Source organism: Acinetobacter bereziniae LMG 1003 = CIP 70.12, assembly GCF_000368925.1.
Taxonomy (GTDB): domain Bacteria; phylum Pseudomonadota; class Gammaproteobacteria; order Pseudomonadales; family Moraxellaceae; genus Acinetobacter; species Acinetobacter bereziniae.
In genome coordinates, this window is the sequence record NZ_KB849756.1 from 1,141,474 (window position 1) to 1,158,789 (window position 17,316).

Here is a 17,316-nt window from a genome sequence, read left to right on the forward strand (position 1 = left end):
GAATCTTACTGAGTTTTCATTCAATTTTAGGATGAGGAGCGGTGCTCCGCAAGCGCAACCATCAATAGCGTTTCATTTCTCTTGATCAATAAAATGAAAGCGATCAATAGATTGTTTGATGATCTAAGGCTTGCACAGCCACGCTTTATTTCTAAAGTTTAAATTGTTTTGCGTAGGCGATGGCTCACTTTTCAGAGATGAAAAGTGACAAAAATCTTTCGTTGAGCGAGGGGTACATCCTATATACCCCCGCTCAACATGGCGACATCCATGTCGCTTCACGATAGCAAGACCATCTATAGATTCAAAAGGGCGAAATAAATGAATCATCCAAATCACTTGTATGAATAATCAGGAGGTTTGGCTGTATCATCTTTCATCAATGATTTTTATCGAACTCAGGTTAAATTAATTTCTTAAAAAAATTGCTCGATGTTATAAAAAACCAGATCACTTGATCTGGTTTTTCTTTATTCATACATTTTAAGTCAATTAAGAGTGAATAAGAAGTACAACTCAATCGATATCTCACTTCTCTCAACTTTTGAACATTAGCAAATCACCAATTCGCCTGAACCTTGAAGCTGAGTAACAAGCTGATAACCCATCAATTTGGCAGGCGTATATGTTCCACCATTAACACGCTGATCAAGTAGATAACTCACCACAGCCAATGAACCATTCACCGTCAAACTATAAGCATTTTCAGTTTGGATTCTTGCTGTTTTGGTCTGCCCCTGTGCATTACGTACCTCCCCCCAAACATAAGTGGGCATCTTGGCACGTCCTTCTGCATCAGGACCAGTAATCGATTTACCAATCAGTAATTTCATTATTTTCTGTACCCACTGCAACTTAAATACTGGGCGAATGTGATTCAACATTTTCGCTCCCCTAATCAGCTTAGGTGCTGCAGGTACAAACACTTCAATATTGGGAATTCCTGTGGTGTAAAATGCAGTCGCTACATCTCCCCACGGCACACTCATTGCGCTTTTTTGCCCATGTCCAAAATCAATCTGACGAACATGATGAGCCAAAGGAACATTGATAATTTGACCATTTTTACGGACCTTACCACCTTCAGCCATTCCTTCTGTACTGGTTTTTGCAGTTCCGGGGGAAAGCCCTGTTTTTGAATCAAAGCCTAATGCCAGATGTGTCGCATCGGGTAAAGCGTCCTTTAAAGCAGCTGCAATACAATCCGTTGGAATAACATCAAAACCAACTCCAGGACATAGTACGACATTTGCCTTTTGTGCTTGTGCATTTAGAGATTGTGCCCACTCAAAAACGGCAATCTCGCCTGTAATATCTAAATAGTGCGCACCTGCTTGAATACAGGCTTGCATCATGGGTTTCGATGTCAAAGAAAAGGGACCAGCACAATGTAGCACTAAATGCAGTCCCCTTAACTGTGCACTGATAAGGTCAATATCATCTAATCCAAAAGCTCGGAACTCAAGTGCAAGTTCTTGTGCCAAAGCCTCCACCTTGCTTTGATTACGCCCTGCCAATATCGGTCTAAGTCCTTGTCGAACAGCTTCACGGGCAATCAATTCACCGGTATAGCCATTTGCACCATAAATCATCCAATTCAAATCATGATTTTGTCCCATCTTACCCCCTCGCTTTTAAGATATTTGCCATCGCATGCTTATACTGACGAGTACGACTTGCCATCGCAGTTTGCTGTAAAATCAATGCCCATAAGGGGGACACTTGAGGATTGGGCTTTTTACCTAAACTGAGTTTACGTAGCTGAAATTTAACTGTTGCCATATTGGCAAGTGATGCAAGCGTTTTATTCTTCCATGAAATTGGCTTCAAAGTTGGTGTTATATTTTGTCCTTGCTTCCATGCATTAGGTAAGTTTGGATCAATGGCTAAAGCCGTAGCAATTCCAACCATATCGACACCACTTTCTATGACCTGTTCAGCAACTTGTTTACGGCGAATACCTCCTGTAACCATCACGGGCATTTTGGCAATCTTGCGAATCTCTTGCGCAAATTCTAAAAAATAGGCTTCACGTGCCAATGTTCGACCATCTCGCGCTTGTCCTTGCATCGCAGGGGCTTCATAACTGCCACCTGAAAGTTCAACCAAGTCGACCGCCAATTCATTCAACATTTCGACTACAAGTTGAGCATCTTCAGCACTAAAACCTCCACACTGAAAGTCTGCTGAATTAAGTTTCACTGCCACCGTAAACTGATCTGAGACCACGGCTCGAACCGCTTTGACAATTTCAATTAAAAGACGTGCACGATTTTCAAGTGAACCGCCCCATTGATCTTGGCGTTTATTACTCAGTGGTGATAAGAACTGGCTCAATAGATAGCCATGCGCTGCATGGATTTCGACTCCCGTAAAACCTGCTTTTTCACCTAATCGAGCCGTGTTAGCGAAACGTTGAATCACTTCATTGATCATGGTTTGAGTCATTTCAATTGGTAAACTAAAACGATCTGACATTTTGCCTAAATCTAATCCCACAGCAGATGGTGCCCAAGTTGCTTGACCCAGATTGGACTGCATTTGGCGACCAGGATGGTTGATTTGCAACCAGACTTGTGCCCCTTGAGAACGTGCTATCTGAGCCCAACGTTTAAAAATATCCAAGTGTTTATCATCTTCAAGTACCACACCGCCAGGTCCAGTCATTGCACGACGATCCACCATGACATTACCGGTAATAATCAGTCCTGCACCACCATCAGCCCAAGCTTGATATAAACGCATCAATGCTTCAGAAGGTGCATGGTTTAAATCTGCCATATTTTCTTCCATCGCAGCTTTCGCTATACGGTTGGCAATCTCAGAGCCATTTGGAAATATCAATTTTTCGAAGACTTTCATTTTTATCGCCTCATTGGGTATAGCTCTACTTTAAGTTTAAAGTTAACTTTAATGTCAATCTTTTTTTGGAACAATTTTGCTTCCAATCAATTTACTTTCTGATACATTTAATCATTATGAGTTTAATGAAATGAACAATAAATTTTCATGTATTTAATTTTAAAAAATTACATATAAAATAATATATTACATAAATTTAAATCTTCTTTTCTCTTTAAATATCAAAATAATTATTCATAAATTATGACATTTGCGTAGCTTTTTGCAATCTTATTGATAATAATAACAATTCTTATTTACACAATTTAATCATTATGGACAAGCAACTTAGACAAACGGCATTAAATATTGCAATCAAGTCATTCTTGATATGTGGTGCAATTTCCCATACTGCTTTTGCACAAGAACAACCATCCAATACTGATCTATCTGTTCTCCCAACCATTACCGTCAAAGCAGATACCCAAGATGAAAAAACTGAAGGAAGTGGCAGTTATAAAGCCAATTCATCACGATCATCTTCGAAACTCAAGTTATCTTTAAAAGAAACACCACAATCTGTCAGTGTAGTCACACGTGAACAAATTGAGCAACGTGGTCTCACTATTTTGGATGATGTACTTGCTGCCACTCCTGGTGTAACAGCAACAAAGAATGACAGTGAGCGTTCTAACTACTATTCCCGTGGCTTTGCAATCAGCAACCGACAAATTGATGGCATGCCTGTAGGTGACAACGCTCCTCGCTTCGATAGCTTTTTCTTTGACCGTATTGAAGTCGTCAAAGGTGCATCAGGTCTAACAGGTTCAACAGGAAGCCCTTCTGCAACCATCAATATGGTTCGTAAACGTCCTGAAAAAGAGTTTAAGGGCAATGTCAGCTCCACCTATGGCTCATGGGACAACACCCGTGTTGAAGCCGATGTTTCTATTCCACTCACTCAAGATGGCAGTGTTAGAAGCCGATTCATGGCAGCTTATACTGACAAAGAATCTTATATGGATCGTTATAAACTAAAGTCAACAGCCGCGATGGGGATTATCAGTGCAGATTTAACGGCAAACACAACTGCCTCTGTTGGGTTCCAATATCAAGACAATGACCCTAAAGGCTCAACGTGGGGAACAGTGCCCTATTTCAATGCTGATGGAAGTAAAGCGAATTTTTCGCGAAACTTTAGCTTGTCTGCGGACTGGAGCTCAATTGCCAATACAGATAAAACAGTTTTTGCAGATATAGAACATACTTTTGCCAATGATTGGTTGGTAAAAGCTGCAATTGCACACAGCACTTCGGATAACAGTTGGATCGTGGCTTATGGCGGAAGTGGCTTTCCAGACCCTAGTACTGGTAAAGGCTTGAGTCTATGGAGTATGGTTAGCCCATATGCTGAAAGTAAAAAACTCAATATTGATTTTTATGCAACTGGTCCATTTCAATTGTTAAACCGCCAACATGATTTAATCATTGGTTATAGTGGATTCAAAAGTGAAAATACTTCATTAAGTGTTAACAGCAAAATAGCATATCCTGCTGCGATACCAGATTATCGAGAGTGGACAGGAAATATTCCCAAACCGACATATGAAAAAAATGGTGCAGGTAGTACCAATACCACAGAACTTTACGGCGTATATTCAACTTTACGTTTAAATCTGACTGACCCGCTTAAGTTAATTTTAGGCGCACGTTATAGTTCCTATGATTACAAAGTCGATAAATGGGATCCTAACGCTGCTGTTTCTCCTACAAAGCCACGTAATTTTGACCAGCTCATCCCCTATGCAGGGATTTTATATGACCTCAATGATACTTATACTGCTTATACCAGCTATACCAAAGTATTCAATCCATCTACACGACGAGATCGCTTTGGTGACTATTTAGATCCCGAAATGGGCAGTACCAGTGAGCTTGGTTTAAAAGCGGATTTATTGGACGGTAAGTTACTGACCAGTGCGGCTTTATTTTGGTCAGATGTCAAAGACCTTGCTGTAGAAGATGTTGAATACCGTGAAGGAGTAAAAAACGGCACCATTGCTAAAGTTGATGAGATGGATACTGCCTATATGTCAACGGGCAAAGGGCTTAAAGTCAATGGTTTTGAATTAGAAGCCATTGGTAAATTACAGGAAAACTGGAATCTAAGTTTTGGTTATACTTATGTCAATAGTGTCAGTTCTGCAAATGCTAATGCTTTAAGCAATATTCCTCAAAACCAAGTGAAATTATTTAGCAGTTATACCCTGCCTGAAAATCTTTGGTCAGGTTCAGAAAAACTGACGATAGGTGGTGGCGTCAACTGGCAAAGTGAAATCTCACAAAGATGGGGAGGAGCACCTGCAAATGCCTACAACGGTGGTGTAGTCACTCAGAAGGCTTATTACTTGGCAAATGCTTTTGCCAGTTATAAATTGAGTGATGAGCTGACTGCAAGTCTAAATATCAATAATTTATTTGATGAAAAATACTACTTAAATGTCGGTTTTTATAACGGCGTTTATTGGGGTGAACCGCGTAATGTTACCCTTACATTAAGAGCAAAGTTTTAATTTAATCTAAGGTTTTCATTGATCAAAAGAATAAAGGAGTGCTTGACTAAAAGCACTCTTTTTAAACCACACTCACAACTAGACTGTGACTGAGCTATACATCATGGATTAATGGGTTGTGATAGAATCCGCCCAACCACTAAATGGATTATCAAAAGTTTGCCATTTTTCTGCACCCAATGCCATTTCTGTATCCGTCAACAAACATGCATCCAATTGATTAATTAATTCAGATTGATTCATATCCAGTCCGATTAAAACAATTTCTTGGCGAGCATCACCTGTTTGTTCATCCCAGTTTCCCTGAATGACATCCAGACTGTGTTGATCTTCTGGCCAATGTTCATCAGACACGGCTGCCCACCAATATCCAGCCACCCCATGTCTTGCCAACGCACCTGCTTGTGACCAAGATCCTGCCAACTCAGGATTTGATGCCAACCAAAAGTAACCTTTAGAACGAATGACACCTTGCCATTCAGTTTGAATAAAATCAAAGAACCTTTGCGGATGAAATGGTCGTCTGGCACGATAAACGAAACTTTGAATACCGTACTCTTCTGTTTCTGGGGTATGTTCACCGCGTAACTCTTTGAGCCAACCTGGGGCTTGTGCCGCTTCATAAAAATCAAATAAATGAGTATTTAAAATTCGATCCAAATTCACTTGACCAAATTGAGAAATTTCAATTTTTGCGCGAGGGTTCAACGATTGTAAAATTTTAAAGAGCTTTTCTTGCTCTGCTGGCTGAATCAAATCAATTTTATTCAGCACAATCACATCACAAAACTCAATTTGATCAATCAATAAATCCACCACATTACGACTATCAAGTTCCCCTAATGACTCGCCTCTCGCTTGTAAACTATCCAAAGAGCTATAGTCTTTTAAAAAATTATAGGCATCAACCACCGTCACCATCGTATCAAGACGGGCAAATTCATTCAGTGAAATGCCATTTTCATCTTCAAAAGTAAAGGTCTCTGCAACTGGTAAAGGTTCAGAAATACCTGTAGATTCAATCACCAATTGATCAAAGCGCTGCTCCTCTGCCAAACGTCGGACTTCAACCAATAAGTCTTCTCTTAAGGTACAACAAATACAACCATTACTCATTTCAACCAACTTTTCATCGGTCCGTGAAAGTTCTGCACCGCCCTCTCGAACTAAAGCAGCATCAATATTGACCTCAGACATATCATTGACGATCACTGCGATCTTACGATCCTCACGATTATTCAAGATATGATTCAGTAAAGTCGTTTTTCCAGCACCTAAGAAACCTGATAAAACAGTGACAGGAAGCTTTTTGGGAGTGGCTAATAAGTTATTCATTGGCATTCTCACTTTAAAATTGTATGGCTTTCATGCGCCGATACACACGAAAAACACTGACCGAGGACTTCTAAATATTCACATTTGGCGTTAAATTTTTTTGCGTTTAAGGATTGTTTGACACATCTGTCAAAATGGGGAATGACAATACTTTGCACCTGTTGACAATGGGTACAGACCGTTAAGATTTGATAAGGCGTTTCCAAATTTGCAACTGTGGCGATATATAGATTTAAACTATTCAGTTTAATAATAAGTTTCTGCTCACACAGTTGTTTAAGTACTCTATAAATCTGCATAGGGGCTTGAAAACCATAAGGCTTGGCTTTTTCCAAAAGTTGATATGCGCTCATTGCCTTATGTTCTGCCTGTAAAATTTGCAAAAGCTTTTGCTGCGCCTGAGCTTGTTTCATTTTTATTGATCCTGCTTTTTATGATTGTTTAGAAAAGTATTCATACATGGAGATGAGTGATAACGATGATCTGCTCCCCAAGTGCGATAACCTGCACTATCAATATGGATTTGCCCCGATGGATAGACGCCTAAACCCATATTGAGTTGTTGACCATAGTCATGCCAAAACTTGCAAAGTTTTATTTTTGTGCCTTGAATAACAACCAATTCTTTTTCATCTGGCATTTCAGAACCAATTCGAAAGTCTAAAGCCGCATTAAAAATATGTTTTGAAGCGCTTGCACCATTGGCGCATCGGTTAAGATTTAAATTTCGATAAACTGAAGTCACTGTGAAATCATTCAAAATCTGCTGATCAATCAGCTGGTCCAGAATGTTGAGTGTAGGCACGATATTGCGCCACAACGCTTGAGGAGGAATTTCAAATTCAGTTGCATTGCATCTTTGCCAATCTCTCGCAGTTTGGAAAAACTCAAAATTAGGCACATAAGTATGTATACCTTGTTGTTTTAAAAATTTTTTATAATGTTCAATCGCTTGTTGGTTAACTGCATCTTGCTCCCACACCAAAAAGGAAGCCGGCACGTTTTTGATAGGCTGTTTATCTACTTGATGATTTGTCCTAACGAGCTTGGATAAAGACTGGTTGATCGTCATGAGCTGTTGTTTTGAGTCTAATCCGTTTTGGCTACATGCCGAAACGCATCCAATCAATCCAATAAAGTAGCATCGTTTCATTTCACTGATATCCAAACTCAAAAGACAATCTTCAATCACCAACAATTTAAAGTTATGTTATAACATAACAATTAATGAATGCAAATATACCTAAAGCATCAACATACAAGCAACTCATATAATCGTTAATTTTTTTTAAACAAATGAGGCATCAAGTCATCCAAAGAATGCGGCTAAAATTATTTTTTTAACGGATTAAAAGTATTTTCATTTAAGCCTTGTAAATATGTATTATTCAAAAACCACAATCTCAAATAAATAAATTCTCAGCCACCAGTTTCTATTTAAAAAACCACAATAATAAATTTTAATTTAAATTAAAAATACTAAACAAATGCATACCTTTTTATAAAATTACAACACCGTAATAAATTAATATTTCAAAACTATTTTAAATATAATATTTTTCACATATAATTTTCATTATCTACATAATATTCAATAATAATTTTAATTTTAAATTATGATTTTAAACATTAAAAATAAACAAAATTAGAGACTTAATTCACAATAATAATAATTAATAAAAATAAAGTCACAAAAATAATAATCGTCGTTAAATACAATCTAATCGCGTTCAAAATACAAAGTTTTCCCTTGCGGTAAATATCAATATGTTCGTGTGTTTATTACATCTGTCACTATTTTTAAAAACAGTACGAATAAACAGAGTTTATTGATGCCATAACAAATGAAGTCAATAAACAAAAAGAAAGTGTTGGATATCAATTTTTTTAACGAATAGGTTTTACTATGAAATTTAGTACATTAGGTTTAATCGCAATCTCTACATTAGGTGTTTCTGCATCTGCTTTAGCTGCTGCTGTTGAAGTAAAAGGTGGAACAGTCAACTTTAAAGGCGATCTTGTCAATGCTGCATGTGCAGTAAGTACAAGCTCTACAAATCAAACTGTAACACTGGGTCAAATTCGTACAGCAAGCTTTACCAAAGCTGGTGATAAAACAACTGCTGTACCTTTTGAAATCAAACTTGTCGACTGTGACACTGCAGTTCAAGCAACTGCAGCGGTTGCCTTCCAAGGTAATGCTGTAGGTGGTACAGCTGGCGCTAAGCTATTAGCAGTGTCTGCTGCTGATGCAAACGGCACCGCAGCAAAAAATGTCGGTATTGAAATTGCGGACCACACTGCAAAAGTATTGGGCTTAACAGGTGCGGATTACTCAACAGCAAAAACACTTATTACTGGTGATAACACGCTTCAGTTCAGTGCACGTTATGTAGCTACAGATGCTGCCACTACACCTGGTCAAGCAAATGCAAATGCAACCTTTACAGTGAAATATGAGTAATTATTCTTTCGAGAATAATTTCTAAGCAATTGACTAAATGAGCTTATTTTACCCATGAAAAAATATATAGCCCTGATTGCTGGGATATTGGTTAGCACTCATATTTATGCTGAAAGTTATGTATTTGGTGGAAAAGCTCAATTTCTGGGGGCTTTACTCAATCAAAGTTGCTCAATTTCGATTGAGAGTATTGTTGATACTTCGACTAGAGCTCCCCAATCCCCTATTCAAATTAACTTTTCAACCTGTTCTGTTGACTACTATAGCAATCTCATTATCAGTTTATCTGAACCCAATCAGTTAAAAAAAGAGATGTTTACCACCACAGCACAAACAAAAAGTGAGTTTGATAAAGAAATTAATATTCAAAGTGCTGAACATAAACGTTTAGGTGAAAGATTTATCCAACATATTGATCTACCTAAACATTATGACGATGAATCACCAAAAAGTGTACGTGTTTACTTAAACAAGCCATTTGAAGATTCACCTACTCAAGCACCACATTTTTTAATTTCTATTTTTTATCCATAAGTAAATTCTAAAGGTTTATATGAACTTGAACTTATTTAAACAAGGTCTTCTTGGTATAACCTTAGCCTGTATGACTGCAACAAGTTTTGCAAACACGAATGGTTCTGGTGGTATTTCACTGGGCGCAACCCGTGTGATTTATCCTACGGATGCAAAACAAGTTTCACTGCCAATTATCAACAGCAATAGCAAAGAGCGCTTCTTGATCAATGCATGGGTAGAAGATTCTTCAGAGAATAAATCTAAAGATTTTCTGATTACGCCACCGTTATTTGTTGCAGAAGCGAGTGCTGAAAATACCTTGCGTATTATCAATGTTGCACCAAATCTCCCTCAAGATCGTGAATCTGTGTTTTGGATCAATGTCAAAGCGATTCCCTCGATTGATAAGTCAACATTGACCGATAAGAATGTTTTACAGCTTGCGGTTTTATCTCGCATCAAACTTTTTATTCGACCTACAGGTTTAACCACTAAAGCTGAAGACTCATTGAATACACTCAAGTTTTCTAAAACTGCTGACGGTATTACAGTCAATAACCCATCTCCCTATCATGTGTCTTTTGTCAATCTTTATTTAGATGACAAAAAATTACCCAATGTGATGGCCCCTCCATTAACGCAGACAAAAATCGCAGACAGCTCTGGCGGTAGCTTGAGCTATCAAACAGTCAATGATTATGGTGGTTTAACGTCTAAAGTGAATTTAGAACTGAAGTAAGCATATGAATACTCTACATTTAACATCATCCAATACGTTACGTATAAGGAAAATTATTAAGCGATACCCGATGGGTATGGCGATAACGATGCTTATATCCGCAGTGATGGTGAGAGAGAGTCATGCTGAACAAGTGTTTAACCCTGAATTCCTGTCAGATGGGTTGCCTGACACACAAATCTCCGACTTAAGCAGATTTGATAAGTCCACCCATCAGTTACCTGGTGTGTATCGTGTCGATGTATATGTCAATGATCAATATGCATTTACACGTGATATTAATTTTATTGAGAGTGCTGACGCTCAGGATTCTACAGGCTTATTGCCTTGTTTAGACATCAAAACCTTAAAGGGTTTTGGTGTCAATATTGCCCAATATGAAGGCTTTGCAGATACCACTCAACAATGTGTAGATTTCACCTCGATTATTGAAGGTGCAACAACCCAATTCCACTTTGACAAACAAAAACTCAATATTAGTCTGCCACAAATATCGCTCATGAATCAGGTCAGAGGTTATATCTCACCAGATCAATGGGATGAAGGCATCAATGGTTTATTTCTCAATTATAATATCTCAGGTTATAACAACTCTAAAACAGATTCCAATAGCGCATTTTTACGTCTGGACAATGGACTCAATATTGGTGCATGGCAATTTAGACACTCTGGAAGTTGGAGCTATAACACTCACCAAGGCAAATCGTCAAACCAATGGAATGATTTAAGCACTTATGCGCAAACCATCGTAGCTCCTATCAAAAGTCAACTGATCATCGGGGATAGCACAACTTCAGGTGAGATTTTTGATAGCTTTGGTTACCGAGGTGTACATTTATCTACATCTGAAGCCATGTATCCAGATAGCCAGCAAGGCTATGCGCCCTCGATCCGTGGTGTTGCGAAAACCAATGCCAAAGTGGTCATTAAGCAAAATGGTTATGTGGTTCATCAAATCAACGTTGCGCCCGGTCCTTTTAAGATTGAAGACATCAGTACAGCATCTTTAAATGGTGACTTGGTCGTGACCATTGAAGAAAATGATGGCTCTCTACAAACCTTTAAAGTTCCATTCTCAACACTACCTATTTTACAACGTGAAGATCGCACCAAATATAGTGTTGCACTTGGTGAGTACCGCAGTGGGTTAAGAAACCAAGACAATCCATTTATTGCTCAAGCAACAGCAATCCATGGATTGAACAGTGGTATGACGGTTTACTCTGGTACTCAACTTTCCCAAAAATATAAAAGTTTTTTATTGGGTTTAGGCGCCAATCTTGGACACTATGGTGCTTTCTCGTTTGATATTACCCATGCAAACAGTGAGTTAGCAGATAAAAGTTCATCTAGTGGTCAATCATTACGCTTTTTATATTCAAAATCACTACTTGGTTCGGGTACCACGTTCCAGCTTTTAGGCTATCGTTATTCGACCAAAGGTTTCTATACCTTAAATGATGTCACCAATAAAAACATGAGTGGCTATAACACAGGTAAAGATCAAACTGATCTTCCTAATATTGAAGACTACTACAATTTAAATAATGCCAAAAAGGGTCGCTTCCAAGTCAATATTACCCATTCTCTAGGGGACTATGGCGCACTGTTTCTTTCAGGAAATCAACAAACTTACTGGAACACGGATAAAAAAGATGAGTGGTTACAGGCGGGTTATTCCAATGCATGGAAATCATTGAATTATTCTTTTGCTGTCAGCCGTAACAAATACTCTGCGCGTGACATTACTGACACCATGTATACCATGAACCTTTCTTTTCCTTTGGACAAAGTATTGGCAAAAGCCAAGTTTACTGACAATCCAATCCAGAATAGTTATGCCTCTGTTTCAAGTACCCGAAATTCGAATGGTGATGAAACCTATATGGCAGGCGTCAGTGGCACTTTGCTAAAAGACCGTAATTTAAGCTACAGCTTTAACCAAGGCAAAATCAGCCAACAAGGTGACATTGGTTCATTGAGTGTGACCTATAACGGCAGCTACGGAAATGTTGGTGCAGGTTATAGCTATGAAAAAGACTCTAATCAATTTACCTATAACGCATCAGGTGGCGTGCTTGCACATCGTGATGGGATTACCTTTGGTCAACCTTTAGGTTCAAGCTCTATCTTAGTCAAAGCATCTGGGGCAAAAGGTGTCAATATTGAAAATCATATTGGGGTCAAAACCGACTGGCGTGGTTATGCGATTGTGCCTTATGCCAATGAATATCGCTCTAACCGTGTCGCACTAAACGCGGACAGCTTTAGTAATAATCTGGAAATTCGTAACAACGTTGAACATGTCGTTCCAATTAAAGGCGCCATTGTTCGAGCAACCTTTGATACCAGTATCGGTGTCAGAGCTTTGGTGACCTTATCACGAGCAGGAAAACCTGTACCTTATGCCAGCAGTGTGATCGAAACAGACAGTTCTACCCGTAGCATGGTTGCCGATGACGGTCGAGTTTACTTAACAGGTTTACCACTTAAAGGCACCTTAGAAGCCTATTGGGGTGGAAACACAGGTGAAAAATGCAGCACGGCTTATGACATTTCTCAAATGGATCTGAGCAAACCTGTTATTCAATTTGATCTTGAATGTCAATAAGGAGTTGCACACAATGAAATTCAAAACTTTATTAATGATCTTCTTGTTGCTCAGCTCCACCCAATCCTTTGCACGACAATGTTGGAATGTAAAAGGATACTATGTAACCGCCAAAGTTCACTATGACTTATCAAACACATTCTCTCAAACGAATAATGTCTTGGGACAAACAAAAGATCTACGTTTCAATTTTAACTCTGGTGTGAAAGCCGTATGTTCATCCGCTCCATTTCCAGGCAGCGCCAGTACAACCGTTCGTTCCTATGAAACAGATCAAGCGATTGCTCAAAGAGATGGTAATTTTCAATATATGTGGATTAATGAGTATTTACTAGGCGCTATGCAAATTTATGATAGTGCTGCTAGGTACTTTTATCCTCCTGTTCAAAAAACTATGGGGTGGGATCCTAATGTTGCTGACGGTAATCCCTTTGAAGTACGAGATTCAGATTTAACATTACGCCTTAAAGTGATCAAGCCCTTTGTTGGCAATATTTCGATTCCATCTAAAACCATGTTTACAGTTTATGTCACAACAGCAGCGAATGACCCACTCGTTTACCCTGTCTATACCATTAGTTATGGTGGACGAATCACTGCACCTCAATCTTGTACTGTTAACTCAGGAACTGTTTTAGATATTAAATTTGGTGACATTCTTGCCTCTGAATTTAACCAAGCAGGTGCAGGCAATAAACCCGCTTCTGTCGACCCACAAACCAGAAGTGTTTCAGTACAGTGTTCCAATATGAATGCTGCGGCAACACTGACTTTCCGTATTGAATCAGACAAGTCTCAAGGGGACATGTTGGTCTCTAACAATGATAATGTCGGCTTTAAAATTTCCGATTTTAACGACAAAATATTGATTCCAAACAATTTATCCAGTTTTTCTGAATTTCAGTTGAACCAAAACCAAACTGCGACAATTTCTTTTAAAGCATGGCCAGTCAGTGTAACAGGAAAAAAACCAGCCGTTGGACCATTTAGTTCCAGAGCATATATCCGGATTGACTTCCCCTAGGATTGGAATATGAAAAATCACACCACATACCTATCCAGTCCAATACAAGCGCTAAATGTAGCGCTTCAACAGCTTTCTTATACATCAGCGTTCAGTTCAAAACTTAATGTTTTAGCTCTTTATTCCTCAAAAATACTTAGACAAAGTATTTGTAATTTTTTTAGCAATTTAAGTGTCAAGCCATATACGATGAAATTCAAGTTTTTATTACTCACCCTGTTAGTACTCGGTTCAACCCAATCTTTTGCACGACAATGCTGGAATTCGAAAGGATATACTGTAGTCGATTCAATTAATTATGATTTATCCACCGCATTTGACCAAAACAATAATGCTGTGGGTCAAAGCAAAGACATTACTTTAAATTTCAATAAACCCATTCAAGCAATATGTGAAACGGCGTCCTTTCCTTATGGTTTGACAGTTCGTTCCTATATAACCAATGAGCCGATCGTTGAAAATACAAGTACTTTTAAATATCTACGTATCAACGACTATTTATTGGGTGCAATGAAAATTAATGACAGTGCAGTAAATACTTTTTATCCTCCTATAAAAAAAACTATGGGTTACGATCCAAACTCAGACAATGGCAACGCATTTTCAATCAGAGACTCTGACTTATTGCTACGCATCAAAGTGGTTAAACCTTTTGTAGGAAATGTTTCCATTCCATCAAAAACTATGTTTACAGTTTATGTAACCACTAGTGATACAGATCCACTTAGATACCCTGTGTATACCATTAGTTATAGTGGGCGAATTGTTGCACCGCAGTCTTGTACGATCGACTCAGGCAAGGTTTTAGACATTCAATTTGGTGACATTCTTGCTTCTGAATTTAACCAAGCAGGTGCAGGCAATAAACCTCATTCAATCAATCCTGAAACAAGAAGTGTATCAGTACAGTGTTCCAACATGAATGCTGCGGCAACACTCACCTTCCGTATTGAATCTGAAAAGTCTCAAGGAGATATGTTGGTCTCTAACAATGATGATGTCGGCTTTAAGATTTCAGACATGAGCGATAATATATTGATTCCAAACAATTTATTAAGCTTCTCCGAATTTAAACTCAATCAAAGTCAACAGGCGACACTATCTTTCAAAGCATGGCCAGTCAGCGTAACAGGGAAAAAACCTGCAGTTGGACCATTTAGTTCCAGAGCCTATATCCGAATTGACTTCCCTTAGGAGAAAAAAATGCAAACCATAAGCAAATATATGATATCTGTGCTAAGTATTTTTTACTTAGGTTGCGCTCAAACAACCTATGCACAAGACCTGAAATTAGATGCAATCAACCTTACCCTTTCAGGCAAGGTTACAGAAAAGACTTGTGGTGTATTAAGTACAGCACAAGATAAGAAAATAGAACTGGGAACCATCAGACTAGGCAAAGGCATGAATAAAGATGATCGTTCCCCACGTGTTCAGATTCCTTTTGATGTCAGCAGTTGTCCTGCAAATGGTCTTGTCACCATCACCTTTACAGGGACCAATGATACTGTCGATACTCAGTTACTTGCCATAGATAATGTGCCGAAAAAAGCCAAAAATGTTGCCATTGAAATTAGCGACAAAGATAAGAACAGGGTTGTATTGGGGACAAAAAGTAAGCCAATCACAGCCGATGCCAATGGAAATGCATCATTGATGTTTTATGCCAATTATATTGTGACTAAGGACACAGCAGAGCCTGGTATTGGCAATGCAAAGATGCAATTTTCTGTTCAATATGAATGAAAAAACATCATGCTTAAATTTTACCAACAAGTATATAATAACCACCCTTCAATTTTAGGAGCATGTATATGATTTAGAACAAATGAATAAATAATTTTAAATTTTAATCATATTTTATTTTTTGGTAAATCTAGTTGATTTTGCCAACAGAGCTACTTGTCAATTTTTTAGGCGATTATATTCAGTTTGTCTAAATTTGATGAGTCGCCTATCCCTACAAATTTTTCAGCATATTAAGCCCAATTTACGATCAAGTCAATTGGAAACTTGGAGAAATTATGAAGTCTTTTTTAAAAATTAAAAGCGTTCGTAATAGTTTAACACTTTTATTAGATGATTTTTGTAAAAAACATGGCTTAGATTCACCTAAAAGCTATAACAGTACATTTAATGATCATATTCCGTTTGGAGAATGGCTCAATAAAATCAAAGACATCAATGAACAATATTCCAAAGAAGGCTTAGGTTTAGAGATTGGCGCCATGGTTCAAGCCAAACACATTGGTATCGTGGCATACATTGCCCAGTCGTGCAATACATTCGCTGACTATATCGAAATACTCTCGAAGTATGAACGCTTATGGTTTAACTACATTCCTAAAAAAATTAATTTCGATGACGATTTTTTTTCAATTTCTTGGGAAAAACCAGCCTATGTTCAAGCAGGCTTATTTATAGAAGAAACGTCAATTGTTGAAGAGATGCAAGTTTCGATTATCTATCATCACTTACAACAATTGATGGATTCAGCAAAAAATGCATTCTATCGTCTCGAACTCGCAATTCCTGAACCTGAAAATATTGAAAAATATACTCAACTTTTTAACTGCCCTGTTTACTTCAATACAGAACAAACCAAAATTGTTTTTTCAAATACTTTATTAGACAGCAAACTTAAATGTTATGACCCGACACTGTTTGAAATTTTGTCAGATCATGCCAATATTTTACTTAAAAAAATGCCGAAACAAGATTCATTAATTGAATTGGTGAACTTGAGTGTGATCCAAGCGCTTGAGCATAACAATGTTCAGATTAATTTTGTTGCGCGATCATTAAATCTCAGCCCAAGGATGTTACAACGAGATTTAAGAGACCGAGGCTCATCTTTTAAATTAATCCTTGCCAATGCACGCAAAAATCTTGCGAAAAAGCACTTAAAAAATGAGAGGTTAGCGATCACTGAAATTGCTTTTTTATTGGCATATAAAGATCAAACCTCATTCAATCGTGCTTTTCGCGGATGGACAGGTTTCTCTCCTTCCGAATGGCGCAAGCGACATCTCGATAAGCGAATGTAATCTATAGTGAGTTGAAATTTAAATGAGGAAAATATCAGTTACTACGAAATGCTTGTCGTGGTTGATATTCATTTTTCGATTGAAGTAAATTTAAGTGCCTATTTTTAATCAAAATCATATTTCACCTCTATCTCTATAGTGCTCCCTCAACAAACTATCCCCCCAA

Annotated in this window: 14 protein-coding genes; 9 read left to right on the top strand and 5 right to left on the bottom strand. The window is 38.0% G+C overall.

The window, feature by feature from the left end; all coding sequences use genetic code 11:
- Positions 1-551 precede the first annotated feature (551 nt).
- Together F938_RS15275 and F938_RS15280 are read right to left on the bottom strand one after the other, a co-directional pair.
- Positions 552-1,619: a saccharopine dehydrogenase family protein gene (locus F938_RS15275; protein ID WP_005033131.1), complete on the bottom strand. Its 1,068-nt coding sequence runs from the start codon at positions 1,617-1,619 to the stop codon at positions 552-554.
- Position 1,620: 1 nt separating this feature from the next.
- Positions 1,621-2,862, bottom strand: a complete 1,242-nt coding sequence (locus F938_RS15280; RefSeq protein WP_005033132.1) for an NADH:flavin oxidoreductase/NADH oxidase family protein — start codon at positions 2,860-2,862, stop codon at positions 1,621-1,623.
- A gap of 314 nt (positions 2,863-3,176) precedes the next feature.
- Here F938_RS15280 and F938_RS15285 point away from each other — a divergent pair, with 314 nt between their 5' ends.
- Positions 3,177-5,414, top strand: coding sequence for a TonB-dependent siderophore receptor (locus F938_RS15285; protein WP_005033134.1), 2,238 nt, complete (start codon positions 3,177-3,179; stop codon positions 5,412-5,414).
- Between the two features lie 108 nt (positions 5,415-5,522).
- On the opposite strand, the gene zigA is transcribed toward F938_RS15285, so the two are convergent.
- From zigA to F938_RS15300, 3 genes are read right to left on the bottom strand one after another with little or no spacing between them, the layout of a single operon-like run.
- Positions 5,523-6,749, bottom strand: coding sequence for a zinc metallochaperone GTPase ZigA (gene zigA, locus F938_RS15290; RefSeq protein WP_005033137.1), 1,227 nt, complete (start codon positions 6,747-6,749; stop codon positions 5,523-5,525).
- Positions 6,750-6,757: 8 nt separating this feature from the next.
- The gene (locus F938_RS15295; RefSeq protein ID WP_005033139.1) at positions 6,758-7,162 is read right to left on the bottom strand and encodes a hypothetical protein; all 405 of its coding nucleotides are present in this window, start codon (positions 7,160-7,162) and stop codon (positions 6,758-6,760) included.
- Positions 7,163-7,164: 2 nt separating this feature from the next.
- Positions 7,165-7,902, bottom strand: a complete 738-nt coding sequence (locus F938_RS15300) for a D-Ala-D-Ala carboxypeptidase family metallohydrolase (RefSeq protein ID WP_005033141.1) — start codon at positions 7,900-7,902, stop codon at positions 7,165-7,167.
- 753 nt (positions 7,903-8,655) lie between these two features.
- Between F938_RS15300 and fimA the strand changes: the two genes are divergently transcribed.
- The 8 genes from fimA to F938_RS15340 all read left to right on the top strand — a co-directional run bounded on the left by fimA (position 8,656) and on the right by F938_RS15340 (position 17,150).
- Positions 8,656-9,213, top strand: a complete 558-nt coding sequence (gene fimA / locus F938_RS15305) for a type 1 fimbrial major subunit FimA (RefSeq protein WP_005033142.1) — start codon at positions 8,656-8,658, stop codon at positions 9,211-9,213.
- Between the two features lie 54 nt (positions 9,214-9,267).
- Positions 9,268-9,747: a hypothetical protein gene (locus tag F938_RS15310; RefSeq protein WP_005033145.1), complete on the top strand. Its 480-nt coding sequence runs from the start codon at positions 9,268-9,270 to the stop codon at positions 9,745-9,747.
- Between the two features lie 19 nt (positions 9,748-9,766).
- Positions 9,767-10,468, top strand: coding sequence for a fimbria/pilus periplasmic chaperone (locus tag F938_RS15315; protein ID WP_005033147.1), 702 nt, complete (start codon positions 9,767-9,769; stop codon positions 10,466-10,468).
- 4 nt (positions 10,469-10,472) lie between these two features.
- On the top strand, positions 10,473-13,079 hold the full coding sequence (gene fimD, locus F938_RS15320) for an outer membrane usher protein FimD (RefSeq protein WP_005033149.1): 2,607 nt from the start codon (positions 10,473-10,475) through the stop codon (positions 13,077-13,079).
- 13 nt (positions 13,080-13,092) lie between these two features.
- On the top strand, positions 13,093-14,103 hold the full coding sequence (locus F938_RS15325) for a fimbrial protein (protein ID WP_005033151.1): 1,011 nt from the start codon (positions 13,093-13,095) through the stop codon (positions 14,101-14,103).
- Between the two features lie 189 nt (positions 14,104-14,292).
- Positions 14,293-15,297 carry a fimbrial protein gene (locus F938_RS15330; RefSeq protein WP_026040303.1) on the top strand — a complete coding sequence of 335 codons (1,005 nt, stop codon included), beginning with the start codon at positions 14,293-14,295 and terminating at the stop codon, positions 15,295-15,297.
- A gap of 9 nt (positions 15,298-15,306) precedes the next feature.
- A complete protein-coding gene (locus tag F938_RS15335; RefSeq protein ID WP_005033155.1) occupies positions 15,307-15,849 on the top strand; it encodes a fimbrial protein in 543 nt (180 codons plus the stop codon).
- A 278-nt stretch (positions 15,850-16,127) separates the two neighbouring features.
- Complete coding sequence (locus F938_RS15340; protein WP_005033158.1) at positions 16,128-17,150, top strand: helix-turn-helix domain-containing protein; 1,023 nt, start codon at positions 16,128-16,130, stop codon at positions 17,148-17,150.
- Positions 17,151-17,316 lie beyond the last annotated feature (166 nt).